This window comes from Anabaena sp. WFMT (genome assembly GCF_051781005.1).
Taxonomy (GTDB): domain Bacteria; phylum Cyanobacteriota; class Cyanobacteriia; order Cyanobacteriales; family Nostocaceae; genus Anabaena.
The window spans coordinates 150,640-169,423 of record NZ_JBPWOA010000006.1 but is presented as its reverse complement, the minus strand read 5'-3'; the positions used below and the strand labels follow the sequence as shown (position 1 = coordinate 169,423).

Below are 18,784 nucleotides of genomic sequence, written 5' to 3'. Positions count from 1 at the left end.
TAACTATTATTACTAAAAAGTAAAACTTAGGTAATATTTGTTCAACAAAATTGATTAAACCTTATCCTTTACTGGCGTTGCAATACCACCCTTAACCAAACTCGCTTCTAGTTCCTGAATAAATCGCAAATCTTCAAGCAATAAAGGATAATCATCATTTAATAATGGTTCTTTTTCTAAAAAACTAAATGCTTGACGGAATTGAATAGGAATTGCTTTAATTGGTGAATCAAAATGACAAGCAATAATTTGCTCAAAATCCCAACTTGCAACTTTATCAGCCCAGTCTAATACCTGTTTTGGTGCTTGGGGAAGAATGAGAACTTGTAAAATTGGTGCTACAAAAGGACGACCATTTCCACACAAGGCATCAAAAGACTGTTGCCAGTTATTTTGCCAGCGAAAGGGAAATAACCCAAAATATGCTTTTGGTGAATGGTCTGGTGCTTTTTGAGCATCATGCCACATTTCTCTTATTCCCGTAATTTCTAAAGCACTAGGACGAAAATAAATTGCAAATAAAGATATTCTTTGCCATCCTTGACGACGATTAGCTTGATTATCTTCTATAATTTCTTGTGCATTTTCTCTAGCGTGAAATAATAAAGGATATGGTTCTAATTGTAAAATTTCTGGTGGTTCTTCGGAAACTGAAAGTATAGTATCTGTGACTAAGAGAGTGCGCGATGGTTTGTGCAATAATGCGACTTCGACAAAAGCACCACGTCCTAAATTAATATCTAAAATTTTATATTCAAATTCATCACCAAAAGGATTTTGATGAATATCCTCTGGTATTTCTAAAGTCCGTTTTTGGGGAAAACCAAGCCAACTCAGTGGTAAATTAAATGGAAAACTCCATTGGTGAGGAGCAACATAAACTAAAGCTTGAGGAAATTTTCTGGCAAAGGGGCCAACAAAGATTTTATGCTCTAAACCAGAACTAGTAGGCAAAATGATATATTTAACTTCACCGTGCTTTGCTGCTAACTCCTGAACTAAACGGATACATTCTGGTGTGGGTGCAATAGGTGCATAAACTAAAAGACCACCTGCTTGTAGCTTGATGATGGTCATCCGAATTGGGACTATGGTATACAGGATGCCTTGTAATTGATCAAATGTCCAAATGGTATCCTTGACTATTTCCCGGCGCAGTGTTCGCCTTCTACCGTAGGGATATAGTGGTAAAACAGGCCAAAAAGGCCATGACCAATCTCGCTTATTTATGCTTCCTGGAGCGTTCATTGTCATTTAACCAAGTAAGTCTTTCCCATTTCTAGTACTAACAGGATTTTTAGTTCTTTGGATAGATATTTTTAGTGCTATTGTCTTGAATTCTTAAAGTCTCTTGCTCTAGCCTCTAGTTTCCAGAGTCTATATAGTGTAAAAATATTCCTACTTTGATAGCTGTAAAACAAGAATTATGACAATTCATCCTAACTTGCAACGTGCTTTTGCTAACCGCAGTGTCCTGAAGGTGATTAGCGGTTTGAATAACTTCAATGCTGAAAGTGTTGCTGCTACCATTAAAGCGGCTGAATTTGGTGGTGCGACTTTTGTAGATATTGCTGCTGATGTGGCTTTGGTGCAATTAGCTAAAAGTTTAACAAGCTTACCTGTTTGTGTTTCAGCAGTTGAGCCGGAAAAATTTGTCCAAGCTGTAGCTGCTGGTGCTGATTTGATTGAAATCGGTAATTTTGATTCTTTTTACGCTCAAGGACGCAGATTTGAGGCTGAAGAAGTTTTAGCCCTAACTCGCCAAACCCGTGCCTTATTGCCAGAAATTCCCCTATCTGTGACCGTTCCTCATATCCTGGAATTAGACCAACAGGTACAACTAGCTGAAGATTTGGTCAAAGCTGGTGCTGATATCATTCAAACTGAAGGTGGCACTAGCAGCAAACCTGCTCACGGTGGTACCTTGGGATTGATTGAAAAAGCTGCTCCTACTTTGGCTGCGGCTTATGAAATTTCCCGCGTGGTTTCTGTGCCTGTGTTGTGCGCTTCTGGCATTTCTAATGTTACTGCACCTTTAGCGATCGCATCTGGTGCTGCTGGTGTTGGTGTCGGTTCTGCTATCAACCAACTCAATAGCGAAATCGCCATGATTGCTGCTGTCCGTAGCTTAGTGGAAGCTTTGGCAACCACAAAAGTCCTCAGTGCGTAATTCTCCTTGAATTAATACCGTAGGGCAGGTGTATTGCCTGCCCATATTGATTCTAAAATAGTGACTGGGCAATGATATCAGCGCTATTTGCATCTTCATTTTCTTTGATTTCTATTTCCCAGAGTCATGGCAAAGCCATAATTTTATCCAACCATCTCTTCTTATGGTTTTAATATAGTGCAATTCCCTTCATGAAATCTGGATTAGGAACATTAAATAAATTCAAGATAGTTGGAGCAATGGAAAGCAGAGATAGTCTATTTTCATGAACTGAGTGCTGCCCGCTAGGCTTACGAATCCATAAAATGCCATCTGGGTGATGCATTCCGCTTTTTATATCTTCTATTTGGTAAAAAATATCAAAGAATGGGATTGATTTTTTGCTGTTGGCAATATTCAAAATTGCATTTTGTGGTATTTCTTCAAAAATTCCACAGCCACCGAAAATATCTTTACCATTGCGTCTTAATCGCATGATCGGACGCTGATTTATTTGTAAATTTATCAGTTTTTGTTCTGCGTCAGTTGTGTCTTGTTCATTTTCAAACCTGATATGAAATTCTTCAGCCATAACTGGAGAGCAAATATAATTACTCTTCACACCTGCAAAATCTAAGAGACTTTCAAACTTACGAGGTCTACGAAGACGTTTTCCTCCAGTTTCCTCATAGGTAAAACAAGGTTGTTGACTTAAAGCTGTAGATAAAATCAAAGTAGTCTTATCATCTAATAAATTCAGAAATTTACCTATCAGTTTATCCATTTCTTGATAGCCATACAAGATTGCATTTTTATATTCAATTTGTTCTTTTACTGATGGTTTGATTTGAAATTTATCTGGCTCCATATTCCGCCAGTACATATGTTGAAAATGGGCGGTACTATTAATAAAAAAAGTAGAAAAATGCGGTTGAATTTTGTGATAGTAGAAGCGAAATAAATCAAACTGAAGCTTATCTGCGATAGTTGCACGTTGCCAACGGTATTTTCCTGTGATTTTCTCACAAATTAATTGTTGAATAATGGCACTAATTGTATTTAGTGAAAGTCCGTGATTCTTCATGAAGTCCAAAAACCTCAAATAATCTTTAGTACTCAGGGGAACAAAATCATTTGTGTGTTCCTGGACTTGTTTTTGAACAAATCGAAAATATGGCAATAATTCTTCAGAATTTGGAGTAATTTTTGTACTCCAGAAATCTGGTATTATATAACCATTTAATGAGGAATTGTAGCTAATGTTCATACTGCCACAAATCCAAACTTTTAATCCTGCATCTGAAATAATATCCCAGATCGATTTTGACTTGAGTTTATATCCCTCATCCAGAAGAAATACTTGATGTTCACTGTAAGGGACACCAGAATGTATTGTCACCCATTGAATCCAAGGTTCTAAATATGGTGGTTCTTCTTCTGCATCGGTTGTATAAACTTCTGATTCTTCATAGAGACGCTGGAAATTTGGCAGTTTTCCTTCTTGAATAAATCTTTTAATTAATGAAGGACAAAGCTCATTAAATTCCAGTAGAATAACAGATTTATCTGACTTCATTGCTAATCCTCAATAACTAACATTTGATAACTCTTTATACAAGGATTTGACTACTTGCTTCTCTTGATAAACCCCGTCTACGTTGAAACCTATAGTTTTTTCTATAGCGAAAACTCAAGTTTTCAAGATGGATGGGATATATATCATGAAATAATATTTTCTTCGACTAAAAACGCTTTATCTGGTGTCATGAAGAATGTGTTTAGTTTACCTTTAATACCAGATTTAAACTTACCTTTTTCAAAACTATATAATTGATAGCCAAAACGTTTCAAATGATTTATAGTTATCTCATTAGGTGTTTCTATCAGTAAAATAGGCTTATACTTTTTTATTGTACTTTCTCCCCCGATGAGGGCTTGAAGTTCATACCCTTGAATATCAAGTTTGATAAAAAATGGGGCTAAATTTATATCATCTAATCGTTTAATTTTGCATTTGAATTTTCTTGTCAAAAGATACTGATCTTCGTAGAATAAAATTCCATCTTTGAGCCAGTTATTTGCATTTTCTTGGCTGAAAGATGCAAGCCCATCAAACATCCAGTTTTTATAGCAAGGAATATAAAGAAGATACTCCCCATTTTCATCTCCAAGCCCAAAAATATTGAGCATTATACGCTTATTATTAACATATTCCCTACTTAATTGTTCTACAAGTAATGGGTTCGGTTCAAATTGGCAAATACAGCTATTCTTTGTATACCGAAGAATGGCATCAGTGCTGTGTCCCCTATTTGCACCGACATCTAAAAACAATGCCCCATCAACATCGGGAAACAAAGATAAAGCACAAAAATCATTTTCATATGCAATTCCTAGCTTGTTGTAACAAAATCGCATCAGAGCAAGTTTAGCATTTGCCAAGTAAGGAAAGTTAATTTGTATAGTGCGGAGTAACTTTTTCATATGCCTATTAGATAGGAACTACAAAGTAGAAAATTTACTTTTTGAATCATCTCAAAACTTTTGGATATAGACATCAATATGAAAAATTATCTATAGAATTCTCTTGAAATTAAATCTCCATTTTTCGGTCAGGTTAGGTTGAAAAATTTTTACCTACAATCTGAGTGTATAGTTCTTCAATCTGGTTTGCTGCGGTTTCCCAACTGTGGTAATTTACAACAAATTTCCTGGCTTGATGTCCTATTTCTTTTGCTAACTTACGATTTTGAAGTAGGGTAATTGTAGTTTCTGCAAAACTTTTGGGGCTATCTGCTACTAGAATTTCTTGACCGGGTTTTGCTTTCAAGCTTCCTAACCCCAAGGTTGTCGTAATTACTGGAAGTTCAGATGCCATTGCTTCTAAAATTTTGTTCTGGATACCTGATCCAGATTGCATAGGAGCGATAGCCACATTTGCCTGCTGCAAAGTTTCTGACATAGATGCCACATAACCTATTACTTTAACTCCCGGAACTTGTCCTAAATTGCAAATCTCCTGCGTAGGGTTTACCCCAGCAATTATAAAATAAACCTCAGGAATAGTTCGCTTAATGATAGGTAAACATTGTTTAACAAACCATTTAACAGCATGAATATTAGGAGCGTAACTCATATTCCCAGAAAAAATAAGAGTCGAATGAAGGGGTGTATTCTGCTGGGCAGTAAATAATTTAGTATCTATCCCGTTGGGAATAACCTGTACTTGTTGATTAGAAATAATATCCTTATCCTTTTTAGATACAACAACAACATAATTAAACAAGTCGCACAAAATTTGTTCATAATCAATTACTCGTCGCAGCTCTTCTTGAAATAACCAACGCTGGTGAAAAGGTTCAATAGTCAAACGGCGCTCTAGATTCAGTTGCATTGAATCAATTAATTCAATTATTTTAGGTGCTGATATCTGATGAAAATATGGAGCCATTCTCATCATAAATACATGAACTAAATCAAAATTAGATGATTTAATTATCGTATCAAAATGGTTTTTAAAATTTTGAGAATAATAATAATTCACTTGCAAAGGCAACTGAGAGCAAAATATTCCCTTTCCTACATTGACCAACGATTGTAATTTAGGAAGTTGAATGGGATATATTGCATCACAATAGCAATCTATGTGTGCAATATTTTTCAATTCTGATGCAGTTTGATAGAAGGTCAATAATGTAATTTTGTGTCGCTGACTAAGAGTCCGTAGACGATGATAGGAGACAACTTGATCCCCCTTGAGGGGTGGATAGGGGAATCTCGGAGTAACAAATAGTAAATTCATAAACTATGTAAGATTACTAGGGTACTTTTTAGATAATGGCTTCGTAAAGTTTCAGTAGTTTGTCTGACTCTTTTTTCCAGTTGTGTTTTTCCAAAACAGCACTTCTGCCATTTTCACCCATCTGTTTAGCTTCATATGGATGAGCAATTATCCATTGGATTGCTTCAGCAATTGCTTGAGGATTGTGAGGGTCTACACAAATGCCGCATTGATTACCTTCAATAATTTCTTTCCAAAGAGGAAAGTTAGAAGCAATAACAGGAATACCAGCACACATATACTCGAACATTTTTACTGGAAGTGAATCTATAAGACTGACTGTTGGATGTAACAGAACTAATCCTGCCATTGATTTTGCTATAGTTTGAACCACTTCCTTTCTACCGAGCCACCCTAACTCTTTTACATTTGCCCATCCCGACATCGCTACTGCTTTTTCTTGTTGTTTTTGATATGCAAATTTACCACCTAGTAGTAGAAAAGTATCTGTTTGCCCAATCGCTTCTATCATTTCAAAAATCCCTCGTACCTCTGTAATTGCGCCTACATAGCAGACTACGAGTTCCTTCTGCTCCCAACTTGTGTTAGGTAAAGATAATTCATCGACGATCGGATAATTATTAACATTGACCGCAAAACATCCCAACTTGAGAAAGCGATCGCAGATGAATGGCGTTGCTGCCACAATAGCAGTGAAGCGTTTTGCTGCAAAATTTTCTAATTTTTCAATAGGCCAACTAATTATCTGACGCCAAATTTCAGGAATCCAGTATTTACTTAAAATATCCCTTGGCACGTCTTCATGAATATCGTATATCACTTTTTTACCTTGATTGAGTAATAGAAATCCAAGTGGGATTAATTCCGGATCGTGGAAGTGATAAATATCTCCTTGAATTGCCAAAGCCTGTTGATAAACGTGCCAAACCGTCTTAGTCATGCGTAATAAGCGGTTTTCCTGAATTTGAGGAACAGGATGAAAATGAACACCTTTTATCACTTCATTTGGTGCTCCAGGAGCCACCAGATGTATTTCATAATTTGCATCAACTAAACTACAACATTCTTTGACATAAATACGTGTATCATTATAGGGATGAACAGAAGTGAGATGGCAAACTCTAACTTTTCTATGTTGTGGCTCAAGCATATTTTACCTACAGATATCCATTTTTAACTAACATGATAGATTTTACTTTGATTACTTTCACGTACAGTCCATTGAATCTCACTTGCTTTTGAGGTCAGCTTTTCCTTTGAAAATTTATAGAAAGTTCAGATAAATTATTTAATCCCATTCCAAAACTCACAAACATAAGGTATAAACCCAGCGGATGCCTAAAAAATAAAATTTGGATAATGTTAAATATCAGAAGACTATTAAAAAGAATATGTTCGGAATTTCTAAAAATTTTTGCCGAGATTAAAGACTGTTTGACACAACAAAAGATTAGAGAGATATAACTTAAAAAACTAGGAATTCCAAAATCTTGAAGTGCTGCCAATAAATTATGTATGTAAGTACCTGCTCCTCTGTCAAGAACTCGTGCAGAATAATTACCGAAAATTGGATTAGTTATAACATCTTGAAGACCTAATTGATAAAAGCGAACTCTATCATCGAAAGAACCATCTGAGCCTGTTTCTACTGCCTGTAAATTTCTATTCGTAAATAAATTTAAATCTGAATTAAGATGTATAAAACCATTAATACAAGCCAAGTAAAAAGCCAAAAATGAACTACACACAAATATAGATAATATAATAAACTTTCGTAGTTTTAATTTACTAAATGAGTGGAATAGTATATATGGAGTCACTATCAAAAAAGAGACCAATGATGCTCTTGAACTATTCAAAAATAGTACAATAATAGATAATATTAATATCAGAATAGTTACAAGTATTTGAAAATATTTATTACCTTCTTTTCGTCTTTTTAAAAAGCCCATCAATCCTGATCTTTTTTCTTGAGTTATTACTTGACTTGTCAGTGCTATTGAGACAAAAGCAAATGTATCGCCTATATATTGGTATACTCCAAAGAATTTTGGGTTTTCTGTTCCATAGACAGACTGAAGAGATGTAACATCTACCTTAGAAAATACAAAATAACAGATAACTAACCAGACAATAAACGTTACGCCAATAAAATATTTTTTCCGGTAAAATTTTATAAATTCCAGGCTAAATGCAAGGGAAAAAAAACAGTATAGAAGCATAACAATATCACTATCTGAATTAGGGACAGAAAAATTAATATAACAAATGATTAGATTAATAAAAGTCCAAGAAAAAAATACAATTAGTAGGTATGATGACAAAATAAATAAAGTTGATTTTTCTTTGTTTTTCAAAATAAATAAAAATATTATAACGGTAGACAAAAGCATACAAAGTAAAAAATAGCTATTTCTTATTGGCAGTATACTTTCATTTTCATAATAAAAATAGAAAGGTAAAAATACAGTAATAAAAAATAAAACTACTAAATGGAGGAGAAAAACAAAACTTTTCATTGCAACAGTTTTGCTATTATTAAATTTCTTAAAACATATCATATATTAGTGCTAATATTATGTGGTTTTTTCTGAAAATAGATACACTATATCACTGTCTGATGCATCTTAATAAATCTGTCATAATTCAAATTTTACAGCATATTTTTCAGCCCATCGAATCAAATTCAGCCAACGCCAGATACGAAAATTAAAAGGCTTACGTCCTTTCAGAATTTCTTGCCACTCCCTCTCTACTAAATAAATTTTGAGTGCAGGAATTGACTGTTTGCTATGTAGTACTTCTTCTACCCAAGGACTTAAAGTAGTTAACCAACTAAACTCAGGAGTAGCAAAACCAATCTTATCTCGGCGATTCAGAATTGCATCTGGAACAATGCCACGCATTGCTCTTCTAAATACAGCCTTACTAGTGCCATCAGGAGCAATAATATATTCTTCGGGTAAAGAAAACATAAAATTAACTAAGGCTGGCGTTAAAAAAGGAACGCGGCTTTCAATGGAAAAAGCCATAGAGTTACGATCCTCATAGCGTAATAGTGAAATCAAACTATTTTCAAGATCGTGTTTAAGTCGCTCCCAGAATACTTCTTGCTTGTAATTTTGCGGCGCGGAAGCAAGCATTACCCCCTGTTCAGTAAACCAAGTAGTATTCAACCAAGATGGAGTAAAGCTTTTTCCCACTAAATCTCTAGCTGCACCTTGGAGATTTTCAGGTAATAAAAACCCTCCTCCAATTAGCAGTAGCTTCAGACTACTAATATTAGGCAAACTAGATGCTTTTTGTAGAAACTGAGTGGCTTTACCCAATTGTCCCTGACGAATCAATGAGGCTAATCGCGCACCTAAATAACCAGAATAACCTCCTAACATTTCATCCGCTCCCTGTCCATCCAGCATGACTTTAATTCCTGCCTCCTGAGCCAATCGGAATACTCGATGTTGGGCGTAAATACTAGTACTACCAAAGGGTTCATCTTGAACCTGAATCAGGTGATTTAAATCTTCTACTAATTGAGTCGGAGTCGGTTGAGTTGTGTGCATAATTGAGTTAGCAGCCTTGCTGACTATCTTCACCCACTTCTCTTCGCTCACTTTGGGGTCATCTGCTAGGTAACTGAAGGTGTGTATTTCTAAATCTGGCTCTAGGTAGCGCATTGCCATCACAATACTGGATGAGTCAATTCCGCCTGAGAGGGCAGCTCCCACTGCTACATCACTACGCAGGTGAAGTTGGACACTATTAAGAAATAGTTCCCGCAATTTTTCCGCAGCTTCTTCAAAGGAAATTTCTAAGCGTTGGTTTAGATTAACTTGCCAATAACGCACTGGATCAAATTTGTAGGGAGCGTCTAGAGAAAATTCTAGATAATGAGCTGCTGGCAGTTGCTGAATATCAGCTAAAAGGGTTTCTCCTCCTTGATCTGTTAGTCCAAGACACAGATAATCGTAGAGTCTTTGAGGATTGATTCGATGATTTAAACCTGGAAATTCTAGAAGAGCTTTGATTTCAGAAGCAAAAGCAAACCCATTATGCCAGTGAGTATAGTAAAGAGGCTTGATGCCAAAGAAGTCTCTAGCAATAAATATCGAGTGTTTCTGGGTATCCAGAATCGCAAAGGCAAACATTCCCACCAGCCGATTTAGTGCTTGAGTTCCCCAATGAGCATAGGCGGTGAGCAGAACTTCCGTGTCTGAATGAGAATGAAATGTGTAACCTAATGCCTTAAGTTCTGCTTGTAATTCTAAATAGTTATAGATTTCTCCATTAAAAACAATCGCATAACGTCCGTCCGGTGTTACCATCGGTTGCCAACCAGCTTCGCTGAGATCGAGAATGGAAAGACGACGGTGAACTAAGCCAACCCAACAGTTTTGCAAGTCATCAGGATTACGGGAAAGCTGTACGGATGATTGTCCTGACCAACCTAAAAATCCCAAATCATCAGGACCACGAGTATATAAAGAACTACTCACACTTTTTAAGAGTTGTGAATCAATTTTTGAGCGGTCTAATTTTAATATTCCAGCAATTCCACACATATTTAAAGTTACTCAAGATTTGTCTGCTAATTGTTATAGGCTAGTAAACCACACCAAAATATTACACATCGGCAATATTTTGTTTAGAAAAACTATGCATAATCCGTAATAAAATCCAAAAATATAATCCATAGGCAATAATATTAAGGATACTTAATAGAGATACAGAAGAAGTTAGCGATAAATCAAATGTCGAACCACAATAAAAAACTAACAGTAATATAGTTAATGCCACAACATCATAAAATAGCTTCCACTTGAGTCCTCGTACTACAAATACAATGCGACTAAGGGGACTGACAACTAAGCCAGCTAATGACCAAGGAGCAATTAAAGCCACTAGGAAACCGGACTTAGCCCAAGTTGCTCCAAAAACCCAACTAAAAATATGCGGACTTATCAGTGCTAGCCCTATAGTAGGAATAAGACCAACTAAAATTAGAGTTTTTGCTGTTCGCCAGAAAAAAGGATTTACCTTGGTAGGTTGGTAACGAGCATAGGATGCGACCTGACTATGAAATGCATCCGCAACACTGTTGCTGATTAAACTTAGAGGAAGAGCAAGAGTACGTTGAGCAAGCAGAAAATACCCTGCTGCTGTTGTACCATAAAGATGCGTAAGAATTGGCACAGATAAACTAGATGCTAAAGAATCAATCAAAGAAGAAGGCAGAGAGTAAATAGGAAATTCTAAGTTCCGATGAGCCAGAGAAAACAATTTCTGTAGCTGAATAGGCAAAGTTAGGTTAAATAAATCTTGCTTACTTTCCTTTAATATTCGTCCTACACCAAATCCACGTCCAAGAACATCCGCAACTAATAAGCCTATCCAACCAAGTGGCGTTAGACCTAATCCTAGTTGACCAAAGGACTTAATCAAATTCTGCATTACAGTGACTTTACTAATTAAAGCAAAAAGGTTTTTGCGAATTAACCAATACCTCAAAGTTTGAAAGGCTACTGTTAGCAACAATGCGACTGGTATCCAGAATACTGTTTCAACTGGAATGGTCCCAAAACCAATAATATTAAAGTTGATCAGAATAAAAAATCCTAATGTCGCAATGGGAGTGGTGAAAATTGCAAGAATAAGTGACAAAGTAGTTAAGTGTGCAGCGTCTTCCTCACTATTCGCCGCTACAATTCCTGCTTCGTAGAGCAATGATGCTCCTACAGAAGCTATATTGATAAATGCTGTCAACAGGCCAAATCTACCTAGATCATCAGGAGTATACAGACGAGTTAGTAAAGGCAAAGTTAAGACTAGTATGCCCTGTCCAATTGCGGTTCCCCCTGCTAATACTGTTACTTGACGGAAAAAAGTTCCCTGGGATAAAAGTTTTCTAATTTGGTTAATTTGACTACTCATTTCAAGGCATAAATAAATTTTTCAACAACCATTACCTGTAAATCAAGTGTCATCTCAGACCAAATCGGCAGACTCAGCACCTCTTTTGACAGTTGAATGCTCATTGGATTTACTGGATACTGACCTTGGTAAACTGGCAATTGGTCTTGTGGTATTGGATAATAAATCATCGTGCTAATATCCTGCGAGGCAAGATATTGCTGTACTTGTTCGCGCTTTCCATCCAAAACGCGAATAGTGTATTGGTGGAACACATGACCATCAGCCAATTCTGGCGTAATTATCCCAGGTATATCCGCTAACAATTGGTTATAAGTTTTTGCAACTCTACGCCGCCCCTCATTCCATTCATCTATATGCTGCAACTTGACTCTTAAAATTGCAGCTTGCAGGGTATCCAAGCGAGAGTTATGACCAAGCATTTCATTGTGATACTTTTTCTTGGCTCCATGCGCCCGTAAAGCTTTAGCCAACTCCGCTACTTGGTCATTGTTAGTGACAATCAACCCACCATCACCATAAGCACCCAAGTTTTTAGAAGGGAAAAATGAAAAAGCGCCAACATTACCTATCGTACCAGTAAATTTACTGTTCAAATCAGAATCTGTTCCATAATAACGCGCACCAAAAGACTGAGCGCAATCTTCAATCACCTTTAGTCCATATTCTTTGGCAATATCCATAATTTGCCCCATAGCAGCCGGATAACCATAAAGGTGAACTGGCATAATTACTTTGGTAGAGGGTGTAATTTTAGCTTTAATTTCCTCTGGGTTAATATTAAAACTTTTGGGGTCAATATCAGTAAAAACTGGTTTTGCCCCGACATTACCAATTGATTCTGCGGTAGCAAAAAAGGAAAAGGGAGTAGTAATTACCTCGTCTCCTTCACCAATACCTAATGCTTTCAGACCGATTACTAAGGCATCAGTTCCAGAGTTGACACTAATAGCGTGTTTAACTCCCAGGTATTCGGCTACTTCTTGCTCAAATAGCTTCACATCTGGTCCCATGATAAATGCACCTGATTCCAGCACGCGATTTATTGCTTCTTGAATATCTGCCCTGATGCTTTCATATTGGGGTTTTAAGTCTAGTACAGGAATTTTCATCAGCTTCTACAAACCAAAGTTATTTTTGAGCAGACTGGAAATAGATTTAAATATCAAGAAACTTTTATCACTTCTTGATCAGATATTTGCTGATACTTAGCGCCGATAAAGTCGATCGCATAACCGTGTTCATCAAATTCCAGGACATCGCCATAGGAACTCATCCAGCCAATTATCTCTGCGGGAACTCCTGCTACCATTGCGTAAGCTGGCACATCTTTAGTAACTACCGCTCCAGCAGCAACAAAGGCACACTCATGCAATGTCACACCACACACAATGGTTGCATTAGCTCCAATACTTGCACCTCGCTTGACCAATGTTTTGCCATAATGGTCGCTGGTATTACGAGGATATTCACAACGAGGGGTTTTGATGTTGGTAAATACCATACTGGGACCGCAGAAGACGTAATCTTCCAGGATTACCCCCTCATAAAGAGAAACATTATTCTGAATTTTGCAGTAATCGCCAATAATCACATTATTTGCAACAAAGACATTTTGTCCAAAGGAGCAGTTGCGTCCTATCTTCGCTTGACCACAGACGTGGGAAAAGTGCCAAATCTTTGTCTCTTCACCAATTTCAGCCCCTTCATCCACATAAGCTGATTCGTGGGCAAAATAGTTAGCCATGTAGTGCCTCCTGAGCCTTCTCTAAAATCTCCACCACTGCTACACCATTCCAGCCATCGGAACGAGGTGTTTCACGAGTTTGCAAACATTGCAGAAAATGTTGGCACTCTATTTTTAGGGGTTCTGATGCAGCTATATCGACAACTGAACTGCCCTGGTCTCGATTATTTAGCTGCTCATCAACACCCTTGTCATACACTGTGACTTGTTGAGCTATTTCGTCATATACCAGCATTTGTCGCTCAGTAATGACTGTCGTACTACGTTGTAATAGAGGCCAGTACCAGGAAGTGTGTAGGTGAGCAGTTTGACCACTCTGAAATCTGATGTCTGCATGGACATTATCCTCAATTTCTGGCTGTAACATTGCCTGTCCATGAGCTTGTACTCGTTCTACTTGAGGATTGCCCAACAAATCTAGCACTATGGAAACATCGTGGGGTGCAAATGACCACCAGACATTTTCTTCCTGCCGCACTTTACCCAATTTGGCTCTTTGGGTAGCTACATGGAGTACCTTTCCGGCTTTACCACTGCCTAAATAGTCTCGCATCCAAGTAATTGCAGGTTGATAAAGCAATAAATGCCCCACCATTAATATCTGGGAATGCTTATCGGCATATTCTGCCAGCTTTCGAGCTTCTTCTGTTTGCAGAGTCATGGGTTTTTCGATAAATACGTCTTTCCCTGCTTCCAAAGCCGCCATTGCAAATTTATAATGGGTAGGGGCTGGAGTAGCAAAGACAATTGCTGGAATATCACTTGCCAATGCTTGCTGTAAATCTGCATAGCTAACAACATCAGGATATCTAGCTTGTGCTTTGCTTCTAAGTTCAGGGTTAATCTCTGCAATTCCTGCTAAAGCTTCTAAGGCATAGAAGTTCTGAATCAGGTTCTGACCCCAATTGCCTGCACCAACTACAATCACTTGTTTCATAGTAGTGTCACCTTTTCTTGGGCGCAATTTAAATGTCGAGTTACTCCCCGTGTATCCAGGACAGTCTGAGCTTTCTGCACCAAGTGAATGTAATCAATTTGGCTATGGTCGGTGATGATAATAACTAATTCAGGAATTGCCAGGGTATCCTCAGTTAATGGCATCGAGAAAAGTTTCTTACCATTTATTGTAATTTCCGGTACATAGGGATCGTGATAGCCAATATCCACACCATCTTGTAGTAATTTGTTAATTATGGAGATAGCTGGGGATTCTCGCCAATCGCCTAAATCCTTCTTGTAAGCAACGCCAATTACTAGTACCTTTGCTTTTGTTGGTGCTATACCCAAGCTATTCAAAATGCGCCAGGTTTTTTCCCGGACAAATTCCGGCATCCGGCGATTAATTTCTCCTGCTAAAGCAATAAAGTGAGTTTCAAAGTTAAATTCCTTGGCTTTCCATTCCAAATAATGTGGGTCTATGGGAATGCAATGTCCGCCCACACCTGGACCTGGGTAAAAAGGCATGATGCCAAAAGGTTTAGTATTAGCTGCATCTAACACTTCCCAGACATTTAAACTCATGCGATCGCATAATAAGGTTAATTCATTCACCAAGGCAATATTAACGGCTCTAAATGTATTTTCAAATACTTTTACTAATTCAGCAGCTTTGGCACTATTTACGGTGACAACTTTCTCTATCGTTTGCTCATAAAATAACCTCGCAACAGCTAGAGAATTTGGGTCAGAAGCACCCACTATTTTATTAGTATTTTTAGTGGTATATCGCTGATTACCAGGGTCTACTCTTTCAGGAGAATGCGCTAAAAAAAACTCTTCTCCTTGCTTTAAACCTGTTTGCTCTAAGACTGGACGTATGACATCATCTGTAGTACCTGGATAAGTAGTTGATTCCAAGGTGACCAACTGCCCTTTTCTTAATCCTTTGGTAATTCCCTGGGTAACTGTTTCTACATAACTTAAATCAGGTGTAAGATTTTTACTCAGTGGTGTCGGAACGCAGATTACCAACACATCCATTTCTGATACTTGGTCAAAATTAGTAGTAGCTTGTAATTTTCCATCCGTTACTACTTTCTTGAGATCATCATCGTTAATATCAGTAATGTAATTATCGGCACGATTGACTTTTTCTGCTCTGACAGGATTTTGTTCTATCCCAATCACTTGAAATCCTGCCTTGGCCTTTTCGACTGCAAAAGGTAAACCAACATAACCTAAGCCAATAACCCCGACAATGGCAGTACGGTTAATAATCTTTTCTTCAAGAGTAATTAAAGCTGTTGAGATATTAGACATAATTAATCAATCAATAAACTTCATGAAACCCGAAAATTCGGCAACTTCTTCTCTGTTTTTTTATTATGTAATTTTTCAGAGGGGTGTTCGTCAGAGTAGTAGCTATAGTTACTATCACTCCCTACCCCATTCACCACCATTCCCAAAACTTGCTGTCCTGACTGCTCCACCAGCGACTTGGCTGCGATCACTGTACGCGAATCAACCATTCCAGGACGTACAACTAGCAACATTCCATCCACCAATTTGCCGAGAATTTGTGCCTCCGCATTTATCGCGAGTGATCCAGTATCAATAATAACAAAATCATACTCTTGAGCATATTCTTTAATTAACAAATCCATACCCTGCGAATCAATCAGTGCAACAGGATTAGGTGGAATGGTTCCTGATGTTAATACTTCCAACCCAACCATTACTTGTGCCGTTTTTGTTAATTCACCCTGACCTACCAACACATTACTCAACCCCATGACATTAGGCAATTTCCAAATTTCATGTTGCCGAGGCCGACGCATATCTGCATCCAGCAACAGCACTCGGCATCCCATCTGTGCTTTTGCTATTGCCAAGTTAGCAGCAACAAAAGACTTACCTTCCTTCGGGATGGAACTAGTCACTAAAATTACCCGTAATTCTTTGTCAGAGAAGGTGAAATTCAAGTTAGTCATCAGCATTTCAAAGGCAGCACTGGCCGACGAATAGGGATTGTCTCTAATAGGCAGTTCTGATCCAATTCCTTCTTTGTGACTTAGGCTAGGAATAGTTCCCAATAAGGGATAACCCAACAACTGTTTAGCTTCTTCAACTGTCTTCAGTGATTTATCCATAGCTTCTAACAGTAGTGCTGTCCCAATCCCTAATAGCACTCCTAAAAATCCACCTAGAGCCAAGTTGGGGATAATCTTGGGAGAAATAGCTTTGTCAGAAATTACAGCCTCTGAAACTATCCGCACATTACCAACTTTTTGCTTCTCTGCCACCTCCATTTCTTGTAATTGCTTGAATACTTGTTGATAAGTAGTTTGTGCTACTTGCAAACGTCGTTCTAGCGCTTGCTGTTGTTGTTCCAGTTGGGGTAACATTCTTAATCTTGTTTGGCTGGTGAATAATGCATTTTGTAAGACTCTGACTTGGTTTGCTAATGCCAACTTATTTAGCTGTGATTGCACCAATTCAGATGTCAGTGTTTGCTTCAATTGTCCAATCTGCAAATTTTTGTCTGGTATAGATTCTTGACTATATACAATGTCTCCAACTTGCTTTTGTAGCTGCTGTTTCAAAGCTTGTTTTTTGCTCATCAAATTCTTGACTGTTGGATGTTCATCTGTCAAGCGAGTTTGCGTTACAGCCAAATCATTCTGAATTTTTTGATATTCTGTTAGCACCTGCTGCACACCAGGGGACTGACTTATAGTAGAAAGATTGAAGGCTTGTTGAGTACTCAATTTCAACTGATTTTGTAAACCTATAGAACGACTTTTAGCAGCCTCCAGTTGTGCCTTTTGTTTAGTAATTTCACTTAATAAATTATTGATTTCTTGCACTCCTAAATTTGCTTCTGCTTCTAAGGAAACTATTTGGTTTTTATCTTTAAAGTAGCGTAAAGCTGCTTCTGCTTGTGCCACTCTGTTTTCAATTTTAGGCAATTGATTACTTAAGAATTCCTTCGCAGATTTCGTCTCTGTTCGATTAGTCAGAATATTATCTTCCCAGTAAATTTTCATCAAAGTATTAACAACTGCCGCAGCTTCTATGGCATTATTGCTTTGGTAAGTTAACTCCATCACATCTGTACCACGAATCCCATTGACTTTTAGTTTTGTGATAAATTCTTCAATTGTTAGAGGCTTACCCTGTTTATTTTTTAATTTAAGTCTGTCAATAGTTCTCTGAACGATGGAATTAGAACGAATTATTTGTACTTCTGTATCCACTGGATTGCTTGTGTTACTCAGACCTGTCAGTCCTCCCACTTTTTGGTTCAAACCCGCCAAGGAAGAAGCTTCACTTTGCTTTAACAGTAGTTTACCTTTGGCTTCGTAAATCAATGTTTGTGTGAAAGTTAATAACCCTGTCAATCCAAAAACAAAGGCGATTATAGTTACTATCATCAACCAATGCTTTTTGAAAACCAGCGAGTGATTTTGAAATTCTGATAAATTTTGGTCTTCTTGCTTAGATTCCATATTAAAATGTTGTCACTGATTGAAATTAAATTTCAATTATTAAAAACAAAGAATTGGCCTTGTATGCAATAACAAAGATTCATCATATTTCTTTTGGCAAAAAATACCTTATTGTCTACTAATTAAACCACACAAACTTTTACTCAATTATCCCTATCCAACTGTATTCTAAGAGCCTGAAATTTGCTGTCAATAACTTCAATTATAGGTTTAAAAATGGGAAGCTATTCCACGTTTATACCTATAAGCCAGTTTGGGCTTAGTTTTTATTGAAGTGTCGTGAGAGGATGTACTTAAAATACACATACCATAATTCATCTGTCTAGCCCTTATGCAACATCAATTTAAACTTCATAATTACTGGATAGTAATCTTGTTAAAAACTTGATATAACACTAATTATTGGCTTTTTGCAGCCCGGAAATTAGTAGATACATTATGAATCAAATTCGTATGAATTTTAGAACGCCAATTTTTCAAAATATCGTTGCATAAAGCTAGACACATAAGCTCTGATGTGTGTATTTTTAGTATATTCTCTAGAAAAGCTCATTCTATTAATTTATGGATTGTGAGTCTCAACTTTTCTAGATTTATAGGACAAACCAGACTACCTAAACTTTCATTAGTTTGTCTTGACGATATCTTGAAACGTTCTGCCTTAAAGAGTACCTGAGATTTTTGCCCCATAAGGAAAATATATCAAA

At 37.2% G+C, this 18,784-nt stretch carries 14 protein-coding genes; 1 reads left to right on the top strand and 13 read right to left on the bottom strand.

Annotation, left to right across the window (positions count from 1 at the left end; all coding sequences use genetic code 11):
* Nucleotides 1-54: 54 nt before the first annotated feature.
* The gene (locus ACSQ6I_RS05495; protein ID WP_438889656.1) at nucleotides 55-1,248 is read right to left on the bottom strand and encodes a DUF4336 domain-containing protein; all 1,194 of its coding nucleotides are present in this window, start codon (nucleotides 1,246-1,248) and stop codon (nucleotides 55-57) included.
* A 178-nt stretch (nucleotides 1,249-1,426) separates the two neighbouring features.
* Here ACSQ6I_RS05495 and ACSQ6I_RS05490 point away from each other — a divergent pair, with 178 nt between their 5' ends.
* A complete protein-coding gene (locus ACSQ6I_RS05490) occupies nucleotides 1,427-2,170 on the top strand; it encodes a DUF561 domain-containing protein (protein ID WP_438889363.1) in 744 nt (247 codons plus the stop codon).
* Nucleotides 2,171-2,339: 169 nt separating this feature from the next.
* Here the strand turns inward: ACSQ6I_RS05490 and ACSQ6I_RS05485 are convergent, their stop codons facing one another.
* The 12 genes from ACSQ6I_RS05485 to ACSQ6I_RS05430 all read right to left on the bottom strand — a co-directional run bounded on the left by ACSQ6I_RS05485 (nucleotide 2,340) and on the right by ACSQ6I_RS05430 (nucleotide 18,077).
* A complete protein-coding gene (locus tag ACSQ6I_RS05485) occupies nucleotides 2,340-3,725 on the bottom strand; it encodes a hypothetical protein (protein ID WP_438889361.1) in 1,386 nt (461 codons plus the stop codon).
* 143 nt (nucleotides 3,726-3,868) lie between these two features.
* Nucleotides 3,869-4,633 carry an FkbM family methyltransferase gene (locus ACSQ6I_RS05480; protein WP_438889360.1) on the bottom strand — a complete coding sequence of 255 codons (765 nt, stop codon included), beginning with the start codon at nucleotides 4,631-4,633 and terminating at the stop codon, nucleotides 3,869-3,871.
* Nucleotides 4,634-4,766: 133 nt separating this feature from the next.
* Nucleotides 4,767-5,951: a glycosyltransferase gene (locus tag ACSQ6I_RS05475; protein ID WP_438889359.1), complete on the bottom strand. Its 1,185-nt coding sequence runs from the start codon at nucleotides 5,949-5,951 to the stop codon at nucleotides 4,767-4,769.
* 28 nt (nucleotides 5,952-5,979) lie between these two features.
* Nucleotides 5,980-7,101 carry a glycosyltransferase family 4 protein gene (locus ACSQ6I_RS05470; RefSeq protein ID WP_438889358.1) on the bottom strand — a complete coding sequence of 374 codons (1,122 nt, stop codon included), beginning with the start codon at nucleotides 7,099-7,101 and terminating at the stop codon, nucleotides 5,980-5,982.
* A gap of 94 nt (nucleotides 7,102-7,195) precedes the next feature.
* A complete protein-coding gene (locus ACSQ6I_RS05465; protein ID WP_438889357.1) occupies nucleotides 7,196-8,470 on the bottom strand; it encodes an O-antigen ligase family protein in 1,275 nt (424 codons plus the stop codon).
* Between the two features lie 120 nt (nucleotides 8,471-8,590).
* Nucleotides 8,591-10,513, bottom strand: coding sequence for an asparagine synthase (glutamine-hydrolyzing) (gene asnB, locus ACSQ6I_RS05460; RefSeq protein ID WP_438889356.1), 1,923 nt, complete (start codon nucleotides 10,511-10,513; stop codon nucleotides 8,591-8,593).
* A gap of 61 nt (nucleotides 10,514-10,574) precedes the next feature.
* The gene (locus tag ACSQ6I_RS05455; RefSeq protein WP_438889354.1) at nucleotides 10,575-11,882 is read right to left on the bottom strand and encodes a lipopolysaccharide biosynthesis protein; all 1,308 of its coding nucleotides are present in this window, start codon (nucleotides 11,880-11,882) and stop codon (nucleotides 10,575-10,577) included.
* The gene (locus ACSQ6I_RS05450; RefSeq protein WP_438889353.1) at nucleotides 11,879-12,994 is read right to left on the bottom strand and encodes a DegT/DnrJ/EryC1/StrS family aminotransferase; all 1,116 of its coding nucleotides are present in this window, start codon (nucleotides 12,992-12,994) and stop codon (nucleotides 11,879-11,881) included. Before ACSQ6I_RS05450 ends, ACSQ6I_RS05455 begins: the two co-directional genes overlap by 4 nt.
* 53 nt (nucleotides 12,995-13,047) lie before the next feature.
* Nucleotides 13,048-13,629: an acyltransferase gene (locus tag ACSQ6I_RS05445; protein ID WP_438889352.1), complete on the bottom strand. Its 582-nt coding sequence runs from the start codon at nucleotides 13,627-13,629 to the stop codon at nucleotides 13,048-13,050.
* Nucleotides 13,622-14,566 (bottom strand): Gfo/Idh/MocA family protein, encoded by a 945-nt coding sequence (locus tag ACSQ6I_RS05440; protein ID WP_438889351.1) that lies wholly within the window; start codon nucleotides 14,564-14,566, stop codon nucleotides 13,622-13,624. The genes ACSQ6I_RS05445 and ACSQ6I_RS05440 overlap by 8 nt, the downstream gene beginning before the upstream one ends.
* Nucleotides 14,563-15,888, bottom strand: coding sequence for a nucleotide sugar dehydrogenase (locus tag ACSQ6I_RS05435; RefSeq protein ID WP_438889349.1), 1,326 nt, complete (start codon nucleotides 15,886-15,888; stop codon nucleotides 14,563-14,565). The genes ACSQ6I_RS05440 and ACSQ6I_RS05435 overlap by 4 nt, the downstream gene beginning before the upstream one ends.
* Nucleotides 15,889-15,908: 20 nt before the next feature.
* Nucleotides 15,909-18,077 carry a GumC family protein gene (locus ACSQ6I_RS05430; RefSeq protein ID WP_438889348.1) on the bottom strand — a complete coding sequence of 723 codons (2,169 nt, stop codon included), beginning with the start codon at nucleotides 18,075-18,077 and terminating at the stop codon, nucleotides 15,909-15,911.
* Between the last annotated feature and the right edge of the window lie 707 nt (nucleotides 18,078-18,784).

Excerpts from the sequence above, each read along its gene's own strand:
- ACSQ6I_RS05485 (WP_438889361.1), bottom strand. The coding sequence starts at position 3,725 with ATGAAGTCAGATAAATCTGTTATTCTACTGGAATTTAATGAGCTTTGT.
- ACSQ6I_RS05440 (WP_438889351.1), bottom strand. The coding sequence starts at position 14,566 with ATGAAACAAGTGATTGTAGTTGGTGCAGGCAATTGGGGTCAGAACCTG.
- ACSQ6I_RS05445 (WP_438889352.1), bottom strand. The coding sequence starts at position 13,629 with ATGGCTAACTATTTTGCCCACGAATCAGCTTATGTGGATGAAGGGGCT.
- ACSQ6I_RS05435 (WP_438889349.1), bottom strand. The coding sequence starts at position 15,888 with ATGTCTAATATCTCAACAGCTTTAATTACTCTTGAAGAAAAGATTATT.
- ACSQ6I_RS05455 (WP_438889354.1), bottom strand. The coding sequence starts at position 11,882 with ATGAGTAGTCAAATTAACCAAATTAGAAAACTTTTATCCCAGGGAACT.
- asnB (WP_438889356.1), bottom strand. The coding sequence starts at position 10,513 with ATGTGTGGAATTGCTGGAATATTAAAATTAGACCGCTCAAAAATTGAT.
- ACSQ6I_RS05465 (WP_438889357.1), bottom strand. The coding sequence starts at position 8,470 with ATGAAAAGTTTTGTTTTTCTCCTCCATTTAGTAGTTTTATTTTTTATT.
- ACSQ6I_RS05475 (WP_438889359.1), bottom strand. The coding sequence starts at position 5,951 with ATGAATTTACTATTTGTTACTCCGAGATTCCCCTATCCACCCCTCAAG.
- ACSQ6I_RS05490 (WP_438889363.1), top strand. The coding sequence starts at position 1,427 with ATGACAATTCATCCTAACTTGCAACGTGCTTTTGCTAACCGCAGTGTC.
- ACSQ6I_RS05450 (WP_438889353.1), bottom strand. The coding sequence starts at position 12,994 with ATGAAAATTCCTGTACTAGACTTAAAACCCCAATATGAAAGCATCAGG.
- ACSQ6I_RS05430 (WP_438889348.1), bottom strand. The coding sequence starts at position 18,077 with ATGGAATCTAAGCAAGAAGACCAAAATTTATCAGAATTTCAAAATCAC.
- ACSQ6I_RS05495 (WP_438889656.1), bottom strand. The coding sequence starts at position 1,248 with ATGAACGCTCCAGGAAGCATAAATAAGCGAGATTGGTCATGGCCTTTT.
- ACSQ6I_RS05480 (WP_438889360.1), bottom strand. The coding sequence starts at position 4,633 with ATGAAAAAGTTACTCCGCACTATACAAATTAACTTTCCTTACTTGGCA.
- ACSQ6I_RS05470 (WP_438889358.1), bottom strand. The coding sequence starts at position 7,101 with ATGCTTGAGCCACAACATAGAAAAGTTAGAGTTTGCCATCTCACTTCT.